This is a genomic window from Haloarcula salinisoli (assembly GCF_019599405.1).
GTDB lineage: Archaea > Halobacteriota > Halobacteria > Halobacteriales > Haloarculaceae > Haloarcula > Haloarcula salinisoli.
The window spans coordinates 117,915-135,424 of sequence record NZ_RKLQ01000004.1 but is presented as its reverse complement, the minus strand read 5'-3'; the positions used below and the strand labels follow the sequence as shown (position 1 = coordinate 135,424).

Annotated in this window: 15 protein-coding genes; 7 read left to right on the top strand and 8 right to left on the bottom strand. The window is 58.5% G+C overall.

Going from position 1 to position 17,510, the window contains the following annotated elements; translation table 11 throughout:
* Window positions 1–14 precede the first annotated feature (14 nt).
* From EGD98_RS17840 to EGD98_RS17835, 3 genes are all read left to right on the top strand, one after another.
* Complete coding sequence (locus EGD98_RS17840; RefSeq protein WP_236039606.1) at window positions 15–1,223, top strand: hypothetical protein; 1,209 nt, start codon at window positions 15–17, stop codon at window positions 1,221–1,223.
* 51 nt (window positions 1,224–1,274) lie between these two features.
* On the top strand, window positions 1,275–1,448 hold the full coding sequence (locus tag EGD98_RS20865; RefSeq protein WP_236039605.1) for a hypothetical protein: 174 nt from the start codon (window positions 1,275–1,277) through the stop codon (window positions 1,446–1,448).
* Between the two features lie 248 nt (window positions 1,449–1,696).
* The gene (locus EGD98_RS17835; protein WP_220589753.1) at window positions 1,697–2,746 is read left to right on the top strand and encodes an iron transporter; all 1,050 of its coding nucleotides are present in this window, start codon (window positions 1,697–1,699) and stop codon (window positions 2,744–2,746) included.
* Window positions 2,747–2,812: 66 nt separating this feature from the next.
* On the opposite strand, the gene EGD98_RS17830 is transcribed toward EGD98_RS17835, so the two are convergent.
* Together EGD98_RS17830 and EGD98_RS17825 are read right to left on the bottom strand one after the other, a co-directional pair.
* The gene (locus tag EGD98_RS17830; protein ID WP_220589752.1) at window positions 2,813–4,078 is read right to left on the bottom strand and encodes a DUF7405 family protein; all 1,266 of its coding nucleotides are present in this window, start codon (window positions 4,076–4,078) and stop codon (window positions 2,813–2,815) included.
* Between the two features lie 309 nt (window positions 4,079–4,387).
* Window positions 4,388–5,371 carry an arsenic resistance protein gene (locus EGD98_RS17825; RefSeq protein WP_220589751.1) on the bottom strand — a complete coding sequence of 328 codons (984 nt, stop codon included), beginning with the start codon at window positions 5,369–5,371 and terminating at the stop codon, window positions 4,388–4,390.
* A 392-nt stretch (window positions 5,372–5,763) separates the two neighbouring features.
* Between EGD98_RS17825 and EGD98_RS17820 the strand changes: the two genes are divergently transcribed.
* From EGD98_RS17820 to EGD98_RS17805, 4 genes are all read left to right on the top strand, one after another.
* Entirely contained in the window at window positions 5,764–6,051 is a 288-nt protein-coding gene (locus tag EGD98_RS17820; RefSeq protein ID WP_220589750.1) for a DUF7967 family protein, read from the top strand.
* Between the two features lie 65 nt (window positions 6,052–6,116).
* Window positions 6,117–6,866: a helix-turn-helix domain-containing protein gene (locus EGD98_RS17815; protein WP_220589749.1), complete on the top strand. Its 750-nt coding sequence runs from the start codon at window positions 6,117–6,119 to the stop codon at window positions 6,864–6,866.
* 59 nt (window positions 6,867–6,925) lie between these two features.
* On the top strand, window positions 6,926–9,295 hold the full coding sequence (locus EGD98_RS17810) for a heavy metal translocating P-type ATPase (protein ID WP_220589748.1): 2,370 nt from the start codon (window positions 6,926–6,928) through the stop codon (window positions 9,293–9,295).
* A gap of 415 nt (window positions 9,296–9,710) precedes the next feature.
* The gene (locus tag EGD98_RS17805; RefSeq protein WP_220589747.1) at window positions 9,711–11,105 is read left to right on the top strand and encodes an arylsulfotransferase family protein; all 1,395 of its coding nucleotides are present in this window, start codon (window positions 9,711–9,713) and stop codon (window positions 11,103–11,105) included.
* Window positions 11,106–11,271: 166 nt separating this feature from the next.
* Here EGD98_RS17805 and EGD98_RS17800 read toward each other — a convergent pair whose 3' ends face one another.
* The 6 genes from EGD98_RS17800 to EGD98_RS17775 all read right to left on the bottom strand — a co-directional run bounded on the left by EGD98_RS17800 (window position 11,272) and on the right by EGD98_RS17775 (window position 17,357).
* Window positions 11,272–12,219 carry a metal-dependent hydrolase gene (locus EGD98_RS17800; protein ID WP_220589746.1) on the bottom strand — a complete coding sequence of 316 codons (948 nt, stop codon included), beginning with the start codon at window positions 12,217–12,219 and terminating at the stop codon, window positions 11,272–11,274.
* Between the two features lie 107 nt (window positions 12,220–12,326).
* The gene (locus tag EGD98_RS17795) at window positions 12,327–12,749 is read right to left on the bottom strand and encodes a cupredoxin domain-containing protein (RefSeq protein WP_220589745.1); all 423 of its coding nucleotides are present in this window, start codon (window positions 12,747–12,749) and stop codon (window positions 12,327–12,329) included.
* Between the two features lie 24 nt (window positions 12,750–12,773).
* Complete coding sequence (locus EGD98_RS17790) at window positions 12,774–14,024, bottom strand: ZIP family metal transporter (protein WP_220589744.1); 1,251 nt, start codon at window positions 14,022–14,024, stop codon at window positions 12,774–12,776.
* 1 nt (window position 14,025) lies between these two features.
* Window positions 14,026–15,285 carry a multicopper oxidase domain-containing protein gene (locus EGD98_RS17785; protein WP_220589743.1) on the bottom strand — a complete coding sequence of 420 codons (1,260 nt, stop codon included), beginning with the start codon at window positions 15,283–15,285 and terminating at the stop codon, window positions 14,026–14,028.
* Window positions 15,286–15,537: 252 nt separating this feature from the next.
* The gene (locus EGD98_RS17780) at window positions 15,538–16,629 is read right to left on the bottom strand and encodes a saccharopine dehydrogenase family protein (RefSeq protein WP_220589742.1); all 1,092 of its coding nucleotides are present in this window, start codon (window positions 16,627–16,629) and stop codon (window positions 15,538–15,540) included.
* A 68-nt stretch (window positions 16,630–16,697) separates the two neighbouring features.
* Window positions 16,698–17,357 carry a helix-turn-helix domain-containing protein gene (locus EGD98_RS17775; RefSeq protein ID WP_425433312.1) on the bottom strand — a complete coding sequence of 220 codons (660 nt, stop codon included), beginning with the start codon at window positions 17,355–17,357 and terminating at the stop codon, window positions 16,698–16,700.
* Between the last annotated feature and the right edge of the window lie 153 nt (window positions 17,358–17,510).

The window sequence follows — 17,510 nt, the reverse complement described above, 5'->3', positions numbered from 1 at the left end:
CCTACCGTCGGATAATGGCACGACACCGTCCTGGTCGAGGCGCTCTAACCAGTCTCCTCACCGTGCTGCTCTTCGTCCTCGTCCCGGGCGTCGCCAGTGCCCACAACGTCGGCGGTACGCGGTTCGACGCGCCGCTGCCGTTGTCGCTGCTGTTTGCAGGTGCGGGTGGGACGGTTGCACTCACTGGCATCTGGCTCGCCGTGACCGACCGCTCTGCGGCCAACGTTGGAACGTACACCGTGGCGACGCTAGACGCTCGAACAGTCCGGTGGGTGAGCCGGGTTGCCACGAGTGTGTTCTTCGCCGGGGTCCTCAACGCAGTTGTCATCGGGTTTCTCGGCCGGCAAGTCGCCGCGGAGAACTTCGCGACGGTGTTCACCTGGTCGGTCTGGTTTCGCGGGCTTGGACTGGTCGCGATTCTCATCGGCTCCCCCTGGCGGGTGCTCTCCCCGTGGCGCGCACTCTACCGAGGTCTCTGCTGGCTCGAAGATGACGAACTCGCCCTTCTCGGCAGCTACCCCTCGTGGCTCGGTTCGTGGCCTGGGGTGGCCGGATTCGTCGTCCTCATCGGCATCCTGGAGAACCTGACGGTCGTCCCGCAGTCGCCGGCACTGACAACCGTCCTGCTCGCCGTATACGCCCTCGCCATGGTCGGCGGTGCCGTGCTGTTCGGCCCGGTGTGGTTCGACCGTGCCGACCCGTTGGGCGTCCTCTACCGATTGTTCGGTCGCGTCGCCGGTGTGTCGGCTGCACGTTCCGGGGAGGCGATTGAGATCTCGTTTCGGCCCCCCTGGCGCGGTTGTACCTCGCCCGTCGCCGGTCCTGCTGTGGTAGTGTTCATCGTCGCTGCCGTCTACACCGTGAGCTTCGACGGTTTCACCAACACGCGTCAGTATCAGTCGTTGCTGTTCAGTGCCCGTGACCTGTTCGGGATTGGGTCGACGATGGAGGTATTGCTCTACGTCGTCGGGTTGCTGGTGTTCACCGGTGCGTTTGTCCTGACCGTGCTCGTCGGCGATTCCATCGGCGTCGCTGACCAGACTGACAGTGCCGTTACAACTGATGGGGGCCAATTGGCATGGGTCGGCGCCGCGCGGGCGTTCGCTCCCACGGTACTTCCGATTGCAGCCGCGTACGACATCGCCCACAACTATCCCTACGTGATTCGGAGTACCGCCCGTATCGTCGAACTGAGCGCGAACTCCATGGGTGACAGTGTCTAGTCGCTCGAACCACTGGGTTGGCTCTCGATACCCGTATTCTGGGGCTCACAAGTGTTCCTCATCGTCGTAGGGCACGTAATCGCTGTCGTCGCCGCTCATACCGTCGCTGTCGAGCGCTACCGCTCGCTGTCGGCGGCTCGCAAAGGACATCTGCCGCTGCTCGTGTTGATGATTGGGTACACTGTGCTTTCGCTGTGGATAATCTCCCAGCCAGTTGTGAGGTGAGAAGGCGTGGATACAACACTCAGAGGAGCAAAGTCAGTCCGACACATCCAGATACGCGGGCCGCTAACAGTAGATGGTAGTGCGTTTTGTTTATCTATTTTTATATCTGTAAAAAGCTATCTTATGGTTTATTTCAGGACAAAGGCTAAATAAATGACTAACTTACCAATAATTACTAAAGAAAATGAAAATAACCGTTTCGACTGACATACCAGAATCTGTTTACTGGAGCCCATTTATTAACTGGTATGAACCGTCGCCGATTCCTTGCCGGTGCTGGGCTGACCGGTGTATCGATACTCGCCGGCTGTGGATCGTTGCAGAATCAATCTACACGCTCTCCGCCGCTTGTCGAGAACCGACCCGACGGTACCTACCTTCCAACACACCGAGAAGGTATGGAAATGGCCGGCATGGCAGAGGCAGGTGACTATATGGTTGGCCTGACATACTCGTTCCCTCATCGCTTTTGGACCGTAACTGGTACCAACGCTGAACAGGTCACGATACAGGACGCTGACAGTATGCATCTGATGGCCACCGTCTGGGACCCCGAAACAAACCTTGTTCTCCCTGTCTCGGCTGGGCTCTCGATTAACATCGCACAAGATGGAGAGACAGTGGCAGAAAAGCCCCCGTGGCCTATGATTGCCCAAAACATGGGTTTTCATTATGGAGACAATTACCAACTCAGCGGAGATGGAACATATGAAATTACTGTCACGGTAAGTGGGATGAACGAGCGCCGCCTGGGTTCATTTTCCGAACGTTTTGGACAATCGGGTGAAATGAGTGTGCAGTTTGACTTTGAACAATCGGTACTTGAAGATCTTACGTTCGAACAATTTCCCGAGCGGCAGGGGAACCGTGCAGCGCTGGACCTGATGAACATGGAAAAGATTCCCACTTCCCAGCTCCAGACAGCTGACTCGCTCCCCGGACAATTAATAGGGACTGCAAGTGGTAGCGACGAAGTTTACGTGGCGTCGTGGCTCAGTGACGCTGGGTTCCTCGGTGAAGACGAGTCCTATCTGGCGATATCGGTTCGGACACCATATAACCGGATTCCATTACCAATGATGTCGCTTGACGGCGTCGTTGAGGCCAACGGTGAGACAGTGTACGACGATACTCTTTCAGCGGCCATTCATCCTGATCTCGGGTATCACTACGGTGCAACCGTTCCCGCGACAACAGACTCCCTATCAATTACTGTCGACACTGTCGCGCCACCGCAGGTATCCCGCCACGAGGGATACGAAACCGCATTTATGACAACACCAACCCTTTCATTCTGACTCGAGTAGGTCGCGACTATTCTCCAACAACACAGAGGTCATTCTCGATCGGGCGCAGGAACCCTCTCAGCTGGGATTGGCCGGTGGGAGCGCCCGTAGGTCTCGGGGTGGGAGAAGGTAATTTCCTCGCCGCTCAACCGTCATGTACTGCAGAATCCCGTTGTTAACTTCCTGACCAACTGCAGACTCTTTAGCCACTTCTGTCCCGTTCATCATCGCTTTTGTCTCGACGAAATCCGCAATGGATTCTTGCAGTGAGAGAAAATGGACACCGGCTTCTCCACCATCTGTTGAGTCAAAATCACGCCGTAGCAGACGGGGACTTTCATCTTCCCGAGCCCTCGAGAGCTTTTGTGAGTGTCCCACCACTCCCTCGCTTCGACTGGACTCGACCACATTCTCGGCACAGTCCTCGATACCGCTGTCGGTGCCCAGATTCTCCCCGACACCCTCGACACGGCCCTCTTCGGCGTGAGCTGGACAGAACATCTTCGAGACGCGCTGGTCGCGGCTGTCCTGCTCATACCACTGCTGTAGGTGTAGACGAATGCGGGAAAGATGCTGGGTCGCCCCTCCTGTAAATCCCCCCTCGTCGATAGTCACCCGGTCCTCGCTTGCTTGATTCCCGTCGAAGCCGGATTTAAATCCCATGAACAGCGGGGCGTCGTCTGGGACCGGTTGGGAGTCGGGGATACCCTCGACCTCCTGATTCTCCGCGGGAAGTCCGGCCCCGACGAAGCCCGTCCGACGGTCGGACTGGCTGAGGATTCCGTCGAAAGAGGTTGCCATCTCATGGTCATTAATCATGTCCCGGTTCCCCTTCAGAGCCTCTTCGGCCTCCAAAACAACGCTCTCGTGATCGCTTGCAAGATGCAAAAGGGCGTCAGGCGTGTCCAGTTCGGGGTCCTCGAACTCCGCGAGTGCCTCCGGCTCCGGGAGGTCCACTCCCGAGAGGTCTGTGTCAAACCGGTCGAAGTAGGCCGGGCTGTAGCCCAGTGTGAACATGAGCCCCTCGGTCTCCCAACCCACAGCCCGCTCCAAGGACTGTAGGGCGTCACTGACCTGCGTCCGGTCGCTCTCAGTGGGTGTCCCGTCGTCATTGTAGTCCAGGAGTAGGAGCACATGGTGACTGGCGAGCCGCGTGTTGCCGGCGTCATCAGTTGCCGAGAACTGGTCCCAAGCGTGTTGTCTGGCCGGTAGGGTTGACGGGTCCGTTCCCGATGGGATGTCCGGGGCACCGAACCGGTCCAGGCAGGCTGAGAGTGCGGCTGTTCCACCTATTGCCACGGCGCTCTTTGCAAATTCCCGTCTGGAGATACCACGTTTGGTCATTGTTCCGTGTAAACTACAGCTGTATTTGTGTTCTGTGAATTTGGCATTTTCTTCTTTCTTGGAAGAACTATTTCTAACCGACAGTTACCGATATATTTCGTGAAGGCCGCTAAATTCGACGACTGTATCTGATTTTTTAGATGCGTAGTCCACTTTGTGCGTATGTTTGAGCAACTGGATGGAACTACTCTCTCCCGATTGGCTGTGAATCTCTCCTGATAGAGAGAGCCGTGGTTCACAAGTATAACAACTCACTCAAAATAAAGGGAGTTTCTGGTTCAATCATCGAATGCCGGAAAGTCGGATTGGTTACCCCGTCAAAAGAGGGGTCGCCGGCACCAACCACGCCGGGACGACTCGCGTGAGGACGACCATACCCGTCAGTTCAACGAGTGTCTGGGTAACGACAACCGCTGGTGCGAGCGCATACCCGGACGGTAGCGCGAGCGCCAGCGGCAGAATGACCAGCGAGTTCCGGGTGACAGAGGTGAACACGAGCGCCCGGCTCTCGCCAGTCTCCATCCCGAGCACGCCCGCCACGAATCGACCGAGCAGCGGCATAATGACCAAGAACGCCACGTAGACGGGGACGACCGACGCGATCTGTCCGATCGAATCCTGCACGCGAGGCAGCTGAGAGGCGATCACGACGAACAGCGTCACCCCCATCATCGGGACCGGCAACCACCCCATCGTGTCCTGCCACTGTGCGCCGCGGCTGGAGCGCTCCGCCCAGTATTCGGTCGCCCATGCGAGCGTCAGTGGCAGCGCGATGATGACGACGAACGCCTCGATGAACGGCCCTGCCTCGATGAATTCGGCCACCTGCTGGCCCATGAACAGCCAGAGATACAGCGGGAGCAACAACAACTGGATGAGCATCAGCGCCGGAGTCGCGGCAGTAATCTGTTCGGCGTCACCGCCGGCAAGTTCGGTGAACGTAATGACGTAGTCGATACACGGCGTCAACAACACCATAAACGCGCCAACGAGAATCACCGGCTCCTGTGGCAGGAACTGCGTGAGGCCAAATACGACGACCGGCACGACCACGAAGTTTATCCCGAGCGCAGCCGCCATGAACCGGGCGTTCCGGAAGGCCCGCCGGATTTGGACAAACGGTATCTCGAGGAACGTGACGTACAACAGGACAGCCAACACGGGATTGATGAACGGTTCCAAGAGAGAGCTCGCGCTTGGAAGTCCGAGGCCGACTCCGATCGCTAGTAAGACGGCAACGAAGTAGATACCGACTTGATTGTGCTGAACCCACTGTTTCGAGAGTCGTGTCATAGATTGATTTGAATCATTAGTGAATCATGATTCCCAGAGCGGTCACTACCCCGAGGACAACCAAGACCGGTACGGAGACGGATCGAACGAATCGTTTGCCTCCGGCAGACCAGTCAGGATATCGAACACTGATACCCGACGAAGTGCAAAGACCGGACTAGCACCGGTGAAGACGTCTTAGAGCTCACTCATGTGCTGAAATATTAAGAAGACAGGCGTAAGTTTCCATTGATAGCCACCTCACAACTGTCAGTATAGACCAATGGTTCGTATTCGGGACAGGAGGAATGAGTCACAGATGCGACAGATATCATAGACTTCACCGTAAACGAGTCAACTCTAGCTACACTTCCAACACTACCCATTTCCGACCCGAGAGTGAACAAGCAGCTATGCCCGGCGATTCCCATTCGAACGGTGTCCGCGTCTGGCTCGTCGAGCGGACGTATTCCGACGACGAGCAGAACCTTATCATCCTCACCTATGCGACCCCAGACGGCGAACAGTACTACCGCAAGGAGCGGGCGCTCACTTCCTTCACCGACGTCCGCGACACGACGGCTGCCGTCGATACCGAGCCGGACAATCTCGGTTCGGTCAACGATGCCGATCTGCAGGAGCAGTACGCCGCCGAGGCCCAACGAATGCAGGAGGTACACGACCCCGACGACGTGATCTGACTCTAACCAGTACGATGGAAGCTCCGAGCCGACGTGTTATATCCAGCCACCCTTTACGTGTGAGTATGCGCGAACTCGTCTTCGCCCTCGAATACGAGCCGGGGTGTAACAGGGTCGCGGACGCCCTCGCCGACCATCCCGACGCCCGCGTCCGCTCGCTCTCGCTGCACGCTACTGCCGAGCAGCTCTGGCGAGTCGACCACGCCAGCGGCAGCCCGGACGCACTCGACGCCATCGAGGATGCCTTTCTCACCAGCGACTACTACGCCGACTGTTTGGCTACCGAGGATTGCAGTGCAACCCAGACCACCCGCGTCCTCGATAGCACGGACGACACGCTAGTTCTCTACTCCGACTGGGAGCGAACCCCCACCTGCGCGTCCGTCCCCCACATCGCCCGCGACCACCTCGGTGACGGCGTGCTGTTCGAGACTCGTCACGAGGGCCGCCACTACACGTGGCGGCTCATCCACTCCGGAGAGGGCGACATGGCCGCGTTCTTCGACGCCCTCAAAGTCGCCGTCGGAGACTGCGCTCAGATGGAGATGCTCCGAACCGCGGAGACGACGGCGTCGATGGGGGGAGCTGACGAGAAGCATGGCGTCCTGTCGCCGGAGCAGGAGGCTGCACTCCAAGCAGCCGTCGAACACGGGTACTACGAGTCGCCCCGAGAGGTCGATGTCGGCACGTTGGCCGAGCATCTCGACGTGCCGCGGTCGACGCTCACCTACCGACTCCGTCGGGCGGAAGAACACTTGGCGAAGCAGCACGTCGCCGGCGAACAGTCGCCCGAAGAGACCCCGGCAACACGCTGATTCTCGGTTTGGAATATTCCAATTAAGGCTTATCGAACTGACGCCCCTACAGTGAGGTAATGACAGAGAATCCGAACGCAGCGGGGGACGCGAGCGGGGACGGCCAGCGACGGGAGCTGACCGCTCGCCTCGTCGTTCCCGAGATGGACTGTCCGTCCTGCGCCCAGAAGGTCGACAAGAGCCTCCAGCGCGTCGACGGCATCGTCGACGCCACGCTCCAGCCAACGACCGGCACGGCCAACATCACGTACAATCCAGATCGCACCAGTGAGGCCGACGTGGTCAACGCGATTGAGTCCGCCGGCTATGAGGTCGTTGGAGGGTCAGATTCCGATAACGGTGAGCAAGAGGAGGAGGGCGACGGCGTCGACATCGCGCCGCCGTCGGAGGTCTGGACGAGTCCGCGCGCGAAGAAGACGTGGTTCGGCGCGGCACTCGTCACGTTCGGCCTCCTCTTCGAGTTTCTCCTAATGACACAGAACGTCGCGGTGGCGAGCGTCCTCGATTACCCGCTTCATGTCGCCGACGTCCTGTTCCTCGGTGCCGTCGCCGCCAGTGGCATCCCTGTTGTCCGCAGCGGGTACTACTCCGCAAAGAACCGGAGTCTCGACATCGACCTGCTGATGGGGACGGCGATAATCGCCGCGACCGGCATCGGTTATTTCGTCGAGGCGGCGACGCTGGCCGTCCTATTCAGCATTGCCGAGCTGCTCGAAGACTACGCGATGGATAGGGCGCGGGACTCCCTGCGCGAGCTGATGGAGCTGTCGCCCGACGAGGCGACCGTCGTGCGCGACGGCGAGGAAGTCACAGTGCCCGCTGACGAGGTGGAGGTGGGTGAGACCGTGGTCGTCCGCCCCGGCGACAAGATCCCGCTCGACGGCACGGTCACCGACGGCGAGAGCGCGGTCGACCAGTCGCCGATCACCGGCGAGAGCGTTCCCGTCGACAAGACGGTAGGTGACGAGGTGTACGCCGGCGCCATCAACGAGGAGGGCTACCTCGAAGTCGAAGTCACGTCGACGGCGGGCGACTCGACGCTCTCGCGCATCATCGAGATGGTGCAGGGCGCACAGACGAAGAAGACCGACAAAGAGCAGTTCGTCGACCGCTTCTCGGGCTACTACACGCCAGTCGTGGTCGTGCTTGCAATCCTGACCGCCGCCATCCCGCCCCTGCTCATCGTCGACCCCATCTCGGTCGACGTGGCCGGGTACGGGTTCAGCTTCGCCGGCGACTGGCAGACGTGGTTCATCCGCGGACTCACCTTGCTGGTGATCGCCTGCCCGTGCGCGTTCGTCATCTCGACGCCGGTATCCGTGGTGTCGGGCATCACCAGTGCCGCAAAGAACGGCGTCCTGATCAAGGGCGGCAACTACCTCGAGGCGATGGGCGAAGTCGACGCCGTCGCGCTCGACAAGACGGGGACGCTCACGAAGGGCGAACTCGCCGTCACCGACGTCGTCCCGATCGGCGGAACCACGGAAGACGATCTGCTCAGTCGTGCTGCCGGGCTGGAGCGGCGCAGCGAGCATCCCATTGCCACGGCGATCATTGCCCGCGCCGACGAGGCGGGTTTGGCCGATTTGCCCGACCTGAATGCCTTCGAGAGCCTCACCGGGAAGGGTATCCGCGGGCAGATCGACGGCGAGACGTACTACGCGGGCAAGCCCGCACTCTTCGAGGAGTTGGGTTTCGACCTGGCTCGGGCACGCCGCGAGACGGACGGTGGCGTCGTGGCGGAAGAGGCGGCCGAGTCCGACGATGGGGCGTTCGCTGAGGGCACGCTCGCTGCACTGGAGCGTGAAGGCAAGACGGTCGTCCTCGTCGGAACGGAGTCGGAGTTGTTGGGTGCCATCGCCATCGCCGACGAGGTACGCCCGGCCTCGAAGCGAGCCGTCCAGCGCCTGCAGGAGCTTGGTGTCGAGCGCGTCGTGATGCTGACCGGCGACAACGAGGGCACCGCGCGGGCCATCGCCGAGGAGGTCGGCGTTGACGAGTACCGTGCCGAACTTTTGCCAGAGGAGAAGGTCGACGCCGTTGAGGAGTTGCAGACGGAGTACGGCGAGGTGGCGATGGTCGGCGACGGTATCAACGACGCGCCCGCGCTCGCCACCGCGGAAGTCGGCATCGCGATGGGTGCAGCTGGCACCGACACCGCACTCGAGACCGCCGACATCGCGCTGATGGGCGACGACGTCGGGAAACTGCCGTACCTCTACGAGCTGTCACACACCGCCAACGGTGTGATCCGGCAGAACATCTGGGCGAGCCTCGGCGTGAAGGCGTTGCTTGCCGTCGGTGTGCCGATCGGGCTCGTCAGCGTCGCCGTCGCTGTCGTCGTCGGCGACATGGGAATGAGCCTCGGCGTCACCGGGAACGCGATGCGGTTGTCACGGATCGAGCCCGACCGGTCCTACGACACCTGACGTCCACCTTCACCTATCAAATAGGTCGCGGCGTGCAGCGAACCGATTCACAATGACGTGGATCGACACGCTAGGCACATTTACAAGCGGTTAAGCGAATGCCCCGAGGCTTGATCCCGAGGCGATTCACTGGGGCGCAAAACGAGGTTTGGCCTGTATTTGAGACTGGCCACTCGATATACTTGTGTGCGAACTGGAGCGTGAAACGTGGGGAGAACGCTGACTCATCGAACATGGCTCGGTGTGCTGAAATTTCGACCCGTGCTATTCAGACACCGGTTTCCCCACTCCAGTATCCGAGAATCGACCAGAAAGAGAATCACAGCCTTTGCAGTGCTCTACGGTGCGATTCTCTAAAGTTAAGACCCATCTTAACCCACGCATAACCAACTAGTCTCTGGTCAGAGAATCTATTGTGGCATCCAAGTCTTTTCTCCGTATATTCTTCATCATCATAATCGGTTTATCCAGTATTGGTTTAGCCTACGGATATACGCTTGGCGCAACCAACGATACCTTCGAGAGCCATCTCACGAACCAGGGGGTTGCGAACCCACAGCAACAGGCCGTCGAACCTCGCGACAATATTACTGTCGTCGCGACTGATTCAAATTCGTGGCGAGGTGAAGCGAGTAGCGGGCCTCGTGCCCGAGCAGAACTTGTCGCATTCAACCCGGACGGAAGTATCCTCTACTACAACGACTCACATACGCGGTACTGGGACGTCGATCCGGTACCTGAAACGAGAACCACTGTAGAGTATATGTTCGCAGACCACCTCGAGCCGTCGGCCTGTCCAAACACCACTAATTTTGTCCAGCGCCGGGTTGACGAGGAAGTCTGGAACGAATATGAGGCTGCTCGCTCGACCGACGCTTGCACGCGCAACGGATACGAACGCGTCAACTTGACGACCGGCGAGGTAACGCGCGTCTGGAGCGAAACCACCCCCGGGAAGGAAGCAACACGCTACCACGATGCCGACCGGCTCAACGAGACACACTTGGCCGTCGCAGATATCTACCTCGACCGGGTATTCGTTGTGAATACCACCTCCGGCCAGACCGAGTGGACGTGGAACGCCAGTAGCGCATTCCCCAGAGAAACGGGTGGTCCATACCCTGAGGATTGGACACATATCAATGACATCGAAGTGCTCGAGGATGGCCGGCTCATGGTGAGTGCCCGGAACCAGGACCGGGTCGTGTTCCTCAACCGGAGTGGTCTCATCGAAGGATGGACGCTCGGCGAGGAGGACAACTACAGTATCCTCTACGAACAGCACAATCCGGATTACATCCCCACTGAGCGTGGCGGTCCCGCAGTCCTCGTCGGAGATTCGGAGAACAACCGTGTCGTTGAGTACCAACGAACGGGAGACAGCTGGGAACAGTCGTGGGTGTGGCGAGACACGCGGATGCAGTGGCCACGGGACGCCGACCGGCTCCCGAACGGTCACACTTTGATTACAGATTCGAACGGGAATCGTGTATTCGAAGTTGACAAACAAGGTGAGGTGGTTTGGAGCGTCAATATCGCTTTCCCATACGAGGCGGAACGTCTCGGGACTGGAGACGAGAGTGCCGGTGGGCCGAGTGCGACGCAAGCGAATCTTGACTCACGAACAGGCAGTTTGCGTGATAGTTTACTTATCATTGCTAAACAGCTCATTCCCGGGAAATACTTGAATGGTCTTATGTACATCACACCGGTCTGGATGGGATTTCTGGAGGTCCTCGAACTCGTGGTCCTCCTCACTAGTTGCCTGCTGTGGGCTGGGATAGAGATAGTCTGGCGACGACAATCTTAACAATTCCAACTTCCAGCTCTGATTGATCTCTGGATAGCACGGTTTTGACTGTCAGAACTAGAAAATGAATGGAAAACGTTGATTTTCCATGTCTAATATATCCCGGTTCACAACAAGCTTGATTTTCACACGACCAGGATCGACCATCTCTCAAGGGACTGTATGACTACCCGAGGAGCACTAGATATGTCACGGTGTACGCGGCGGCCGCGAGCGTAATGGCAGCAAGCGCAGTCGCAACAGCATCGATCAGCTGAATCGATCTATCTTCTCGCCAACCCGAACGACTCGGAGTGCCGATAAAACCGACTGTGAGGACGGTGAATACGAAAGGTGATGCTGTCTCAACAGTCGGTACGGGAATCGCGAAAATCGCACTTGCGTAAGCAACCCCGAGCGCTGCACGCCGGTTGATGTGCTGTTTGAGGCGCCATCCTCGCAGTTGTGCAACGACAAAGAGTCCCATCCAAATAATCGTGAGCTCAATGAAGAAGGCGGTGAGAAGATGTAGTGTCGGATCGGGGTTGAGGATAATCTGGCCGTTCAATACACCGGATTCGGTAGGAAGTGGATAGAATAACGCCGGCGACGGGCCGGCTAACACATCTCCGAACGGGTGCGATAAGAGCCCGAGGGCTCCAGCACCGAGAACGGCTCTCGGGCCGAGACCGACGCGCTCGGCAAATGTAACCAACCCGACTCCAGCAAGAACGAACACGGCGACCACAGCGCCCGGAGCTATCCCGCCGACGACCGTCACGATGAGGACCAGGCCGCCGAGGATGAGGCCACCGAGTGTGCCGGCCCCAGAATTGTAGCCATCGCGAGCGCGCCAAGCGGCAAACCCGATTGCTGCGAAGACACCGACGATCAGCGAGTGGGTGGCCCCGCGATGGATCTCGTTTGCGATAGCCCAGAACGCGTCGGAGGTTACGAAGGCGCCTTCCAGGCTTCCGACAAGCCCAACTACGGCGTACAGCATATCAATATCTGGGAGCGTCGCGAACGAGCCAGCCACCGCCCCGACCGCAAGCGCGCGCTCTTCTGGCCATCCCCGCCATACGGCGACACTCGCCGCTATGGCGAACGCAGCCAGAAAATGTCCGATGAACATACCATTTGTACGTCGTCACGGAAGATAAGTATAGTATGAGTGAGTGCCTCAACCATATGTGTAATAGGGACGACGACGGCTTGGAGAATTGAATGTCGGTTGTCCGCTTACCTCACTCGCACTGTCCCGACCATTCCAGACCCCTCATGTGGGATACAGAAGTACCCGTACGTTCCCGGCTGATCGAACGTTTGCTCGTAGCTCTCTCCCGGAGCGATGAGCCCCTCGGAGACCCGGTTCCTCGCGGCACGCTCTGACTCGAAGCCACCACTTGCGAAGTACGCCGCCGCGTCTGGAATCTCGTCTTCATACGCCGTAACCGTGTGCTCGATCTCACTCTCGTTCGTCCACGTAACCGACCCACCAGGTTTGATCATCGCGGTCTTCGGGTCAAATTTGAGGTCGCCGGGCATCGTGACGGTCTGTACCGACGAGGATTGTCCACCCAAACACCCAGCCGTGCTGAGCGTCGCCATGGTGGCAGTGCTGAGTCGTAACACCGTTCGCCGATCGTAGATTTCGAGTGACATTGTAACAGAAATGGGTAGTGCTTATTAGAGCGCCACGAAAAGGTCGGTCACGTACATAATGCCGAGTCCGAGCAGAAATGCAAGCAGATTCGTGGCACTGGCCACGCGACCCCCTGCATCACGAACCATGCTCGCAATCTCCCAGTTGACCTGCAGGATAGCGCCAACACCGATCGCGAGGAAGAAGGCGCCGATCGTCGGTGAGTAGGCGAGGCTGCCGATCCAGCCACCGAGGATGACGGGTGCCCCGGCGATGACGCCGAGCGCGGCGAAGTGCTTGAGCGCCGGACGTTCCCCGCGGGCGACCGGCGCAACGACAGCCGGACCTTCCGTCACGTTGTGAAGCATGAACCCGATTACGAGGAATGCACCGAGTGACACACGTCCGAGTGCAAACGAACTCCCGATAGCAAGCCCCTCCGCGAGGTTGTGCAGGCCGATTCCTACCGCGACCAGATAGGCGATCCAGAGGCCGCTGCTCGCCCGGCTATCACCAGCGGCGACGCGGCCCTCACGCCACGCGCTGATCGCCTGGACGAGGAGAAGAGCGCCGAAGATTCCGAAGACGACCAAGAGGTTACCCTCGTACGCGCCTGGAACCCGCTCGGCGAGTTCGAACGCCTCGAACCCGGCGTCAAACGCCAAGAAGCCCAGTACGCCGGCCGCAAATATGAGCACGGCGTGTAGCCACCGATCGCTCATCGTCTTGATGTAGGGGAACCAGAGCATCCCCAAGGCGACCGGGATTACGCCGACGAACAGCCCGATGACTGCCAGCGTTCCGAGCAGACTGAGACTAAACCCGGGTGACTGACTCGGAGCGACGATCGTGTTATGGAACGTCGCCCCGTCAGACAGTACGAGAGCGACTTCGAGATCCCATCCCGGATTCCAGTGATACGGGATCACAATCTGTGCGCTTTCCATCGGGGCGAGCGTTTGGTCACCACCAGCTCCTTCAACCCGGAAATCCCAGTAGGCTTCGTCGACGAGGACCTGTGATATCGTCACGGATTCGGGCCCGTTGTTCGTCACGTGCAGTACGACCGTTTCGTCGCTCGGAAGCGTCGTATGCGTGACCGTCACGTCTGGGAGCGGGGTGCCGCTCTGAACACCGGCGAGCGGTGATGTGAACGCGAATAAGCCCAGGACGAGCACGAGCAACACGATCGGGAGTAACGCGCTGACCCATCGCGGAAGCCCGAGCGGTTGTATGCTCTCGTTCTCGGCTGGTACACCACCGTCCGTCGTCGAATCTCGTGTCTTGTCCGTCATATTAGACCACCTCGAAGAAACTCATCCAGCCGAGTTCGGCGAACTCGGACTGGTGGGCGTGGAACATGTACAGTCCTGGCTCGTGGTTGGAGTAGTCCATCTCGATGATGCCGCGCTGTGCTTGGCACTGCATAATCGTGTCCACGGTTTTGCTCGTCGGCGTCAGCGTTGTCCCGTGGTCGTAGTAGTCGAAGAACTGCGAGTGCGTGTGGAACGAATTGATGAGATCGAACTCCGTCGCATTGGAGAGGTACACGCGCTGGCGTTCATTCTTGTCGATTTGGATGGGGCGTTTCGTCTCACCCGCCGTCCAGTTGCCCTGTCCGTCGGTGTCACCGACTCCATATCCGAACGCCCGTGTGTTCGCCGCGTAGACCTCGTTTCCGCCGTCGAAGTTGGTATCGAACGAGTTCATCACCATCACCATCTCGTTCACGGCGTCGTTTTCGGCGTACTCGTGATTCCGGCTCTTTGCCTCTTCGACGAGCTGCGCCCGGAAGTCGTCGGTAATCGGACCGGGGTAATTGACGTAATCGCGTGGGTTTTCCCTGACGCGGTCGGGGTCCGGATCAACGATGATCGTGCCGTAGAGTCCGCGATGGATGTGCTCTTTCAGGGGGAGCGAGTGGCAGTGATAGAAGTGCGTACCGGCGGGCTGGGCGATCCACTCATAGGTGAAGGATTCACCCGTATCAAGGACGCCGGGGCCGTTCTGGGGAATCCCGTCCATTCGCGGGTTGAGGTTCTTCAGGTGTGGATGAATCGTGTGCGCGTGTCGTCCGAGATTCGTAAACTCCACGCGAATCAGGTCGCCCTCGACGGCGCGGATCGTCGGACCCGGCACTTGGCCGTTGTACGCCCACGCTTGAAACTCGACGCCCGGCGCGATAGTTATCGTCGTGTCGACGGCAGTGAACTCGAATTCCCGTACGGTTCGGCCGTCCTCTTCGTAAACCTGTTGAGGAATGTTATCCTGCCCACTCTCTCCTGTATTGAACGCGGTGAGAAACTCATGCGGATCGAAATTCAAATCTCGATATTCGCCCACCGCACCGAAGTTACCGTGTTCGTCTTCATCGTCGTGACCGGACGAGGCACTTGCTCGGGAACTCCCCAGTCCAACTGCTGCACTCCCGGCAACACCGAGACCGCCGAGGACGGTGCGGCGACTGACGTTCGTTTCACCGGTGAGTGATTCGACCAGTCGCTCTTCGAGGCGTTCTGTGACCTTCGCTGCGCTGTTGTAATCTATCGATGGCATGATCTCCTCCGCTGGTCAAGCCTTAGCATAGCCATGTACGCTTATTCCTCGCCCAACATATAAATTAGACCCATCTAAAGTTAGAATGAGTCTAAACTAAAACTCGGTCTGATGGGCCTCAATATGTTTGGTTTGAAGCCCCAGTGAGAGTGTGACCGGTAGACCCGAGTTTTGAACTAGCCCTGAAGCTCGCCACCGAATTCGATTATCAGGTCGAGGACCTGTTCTGGTGGGGCTACCTCAACCGTGACCTCAGGATACTCGACCCTGCTGCTGTGTACGGCCAACTTCGTAATTTCCCTCCAGTAGCGTCTCGACGAACGGCGAACTGTCGAACAGTTCCTGAATGTGCAAGACGCCCGCTGGTTGTGACGATCCCACCAGTTCCGATGTAACTTGAACTGCAACGAGTGCCGTCGCGCGGGCCTGGTCTGGCCCACGAACCCATTGTTCGATGCGGCTGAGGCGACCGTTCTTCGAGCCGCGAACCGCCGTCTTGATGACCGATTCGTCGGAACCAACCGGAAGGGTGTCGGCCAGTTTCACGATAATGTTGACGCCGAGCATCGACACGACCGGCTGGAACAGCCCAGTCCGACGTAACGCTGCCAGGTAGCGGGTGACAACACGAGAGTCGTAACAGAGTCGGCTTTCCACCGTGGGGATGTCCGTAGTCCGGGCGAGCACCTGTTGATCCGCGAGATTCGCTCGATACGCCCGCCGTCGCCCCCACTCCGGAATCCTGACCATTCGCGGCTCCGTGAGACCAGTCACAGAAATTGATTGCTCGGAATTCTGCACTGAAAAGCGCCCGAACGCGTCTTCGACGGTCCATTTGATCGTATCCGGGCCGAATGCTTCGCCGAGACCGAGGAGCAACGTGATGTCGGCCCTGTCGACGGTATCGAGTTCGGCAGCCGCATCGGAAACAAACAGGTTTGTCATTCCTGGGGACAGACCCACGCTGAGGACAGCTGTAGATCCGTTCTTACGGGCGATGCCATCGGCTGTTTCGATGTCTCGGAGAAGTGAATCGTCCGGTGAGATGTCGACGTAGTCGATACCGCGCTCGAAACAAGATCTGGCGAACGTGGCGTCCGCTGCATCGAGACACATGACGACCGTTCCGACGCCAGCGAGGGACTCATCGAATGACTCCTCGTTCACGTCGAGCGTACGAGCATTCACTCCTGCAATAGTGTCGGCGAAGCGATGTGCCTTTTCGGGGGAACGGCCAGCCGCAATAACCTCTTCTGACACGCTATTGGCCAATTCATTACAGACCGTGCGGCCGATGGTCCCGTATCCGCCGACAACGAGAATCGCGTCACCGGTAGCAGTCATACTCCCAATTTAGGACGGTTGCTAGTAGCTTTAATCCCGAGTATTCTTGGAGTATATATAAAATCTACTTAGTCACCGAGATACTGGAGCAGGAATTTTGATTCGATGCGCTGGAGCTGTTCAGAGATCGTCGCCGGGGACCGATAGACTTCGGTAGCGATCTGTTCGTGCGTCGTTTCCCGTGGGACTTCGTAATACCCGACCTCGACGGCAACCTCGAACACGGTCTGTTGCCGATCAGTCAACAGGCCCGATAGCCCAGGCCGTTCGGGGACGTATTCCCCGACTTGTTCGGGATGCAATTCGATTCCGTGGGGCACCTCTGCAGAGATAGCAGTAATCGCGGACTCGGTGCCAGCCACTGTGAGTCGAATGCCACGCTTGCCATAGTTGTCTGTGTACTCTATCGGTGGCACGACGATGAGTGAGTATGCGGCGAGGACATCGAACATGCTCGTCATTGACGGCGACGGCTGGTACTCAAGATACACCAGTCCAGTTTCTTGTGTAATTTCGAACTCTAGCACTGTCGCTTCTTCCGAGAGTTCGCCAGCGGTATTATCGATTGTCTCCGATGTCTCCTCTAATCGCTCAACTGCAGCGATTTTATGAACCGTCTCAGTCTTGCAGATATCACTAGCGAGCAGCTCACGATTGTTACTAAAGGGTCTGCGACCGGCTGAGGCGGTACTTTCTCTGCACGGAAAGCAGATCCAGGGATGATCCACAGGGTTGGCTCTGTACTCCCGAACTCCGAAGTAATCAACTTCCAACGAGCTAAAAATAGTATAGCGGCATACAGTATATGGTGTGTCGGCTAGTCCTAAAACCGTGTGTATGAGCCTTTAAACCCCCGAATATGGACAACACAGACTTGAGCT

What these genes read in the sequence shown, in the direction of transcription:
- EGD98_RS17810 (WP_220589748.1), top strand. Translation starts at nt 6,926, where the DNA reads ATGACAGAGAATCCGAACGCAGCGGGGGACGCGAGCGGGGACGGCCAG.
- EGD98_RS17780 (WP_220589742.1), bottom strand. Translation starts at nt 16,629, where the DNA reads ATGACTGCTACCGGTGACGCGATTCTCGTTGTCGGCGGATACGGGACC.
- EGD98_RS17790 (WP_220589744.1), bottom strand. Translation starts at nt 14,024, where the DNA reads ATGACGGACAAGACACGAGATTCGACGACGGACGGTGGTGTACCAGCC.
- EGD98_RS17820 (WP_220589750.1), top strand. Translation starts at nt 5,764, where the DNA reads ATGCCCGGCGATTCCCATTCGAACGGTGTCCGCGTCTGGCTCGTCGAG.
- EGD98_RS17835 (WP_220589753.1), top strand. Translation starts at nt 1,697, where the DNA reads ATGAACCGTCGCCGATTCCTTGCCGGTGCTGGGCTGACCGGTGTATCG.
- EGD98_RS17840 (WP_236039606.1), top strand. Translation starts at nt 15, where the DNA reads ATGGCACGACACCGTCCTGGTCGAGGCGCTCTAACCAGTCTCCTCACC.
- EGD98_RS17830 (WP_220589752.1), bottom strand. Translation starts at nt 4,078, where the DNA reads ATGACCAAACGTGGTATCTCCAGACGGGAATTTGCAAAGAGCGCCGTG.
- EGD98_RS17800 (WP_220589746.1), bottom strand. Translation starts at nt 12,219, where the DNA reads ATGTTCATCGGACATTTTCTGGCTGCGTTCGCCATAGCGGCGAGTGTC.
- EGD98_RS17825 (WP_220589751.1), bottom strand. Translation starts at nt 5,371, where the DNA reads ATGACACGACTCTCGAAACAGTGGGTTCAGCACAATCAAGTCGGTATC.
- EGD98_RS17785 (WP_220589743.1), bottom strand. Translation starts at nt 15,285, where the DNA reads ATGCCATCGATAGATTACAACAGCGCAGCGAAGGTCACAGAACGCCTC.
- EGD98_RS17795 (WP_220589745.1), bottom strand. Translation starts at nt 12,749, where the DNA reads ATGTCACTCGAAATCTACGATCGGCGAACGGTGTTACGACTCAGCACT.
- EGD98_RS17815 (WP_220589749.1), top strand. Translation starts at nt 6,117, where the DNA reads ATGCGCGAACTCGTCTTCGCCCTCGAATACGAGCCGGGGTGTAACAGG.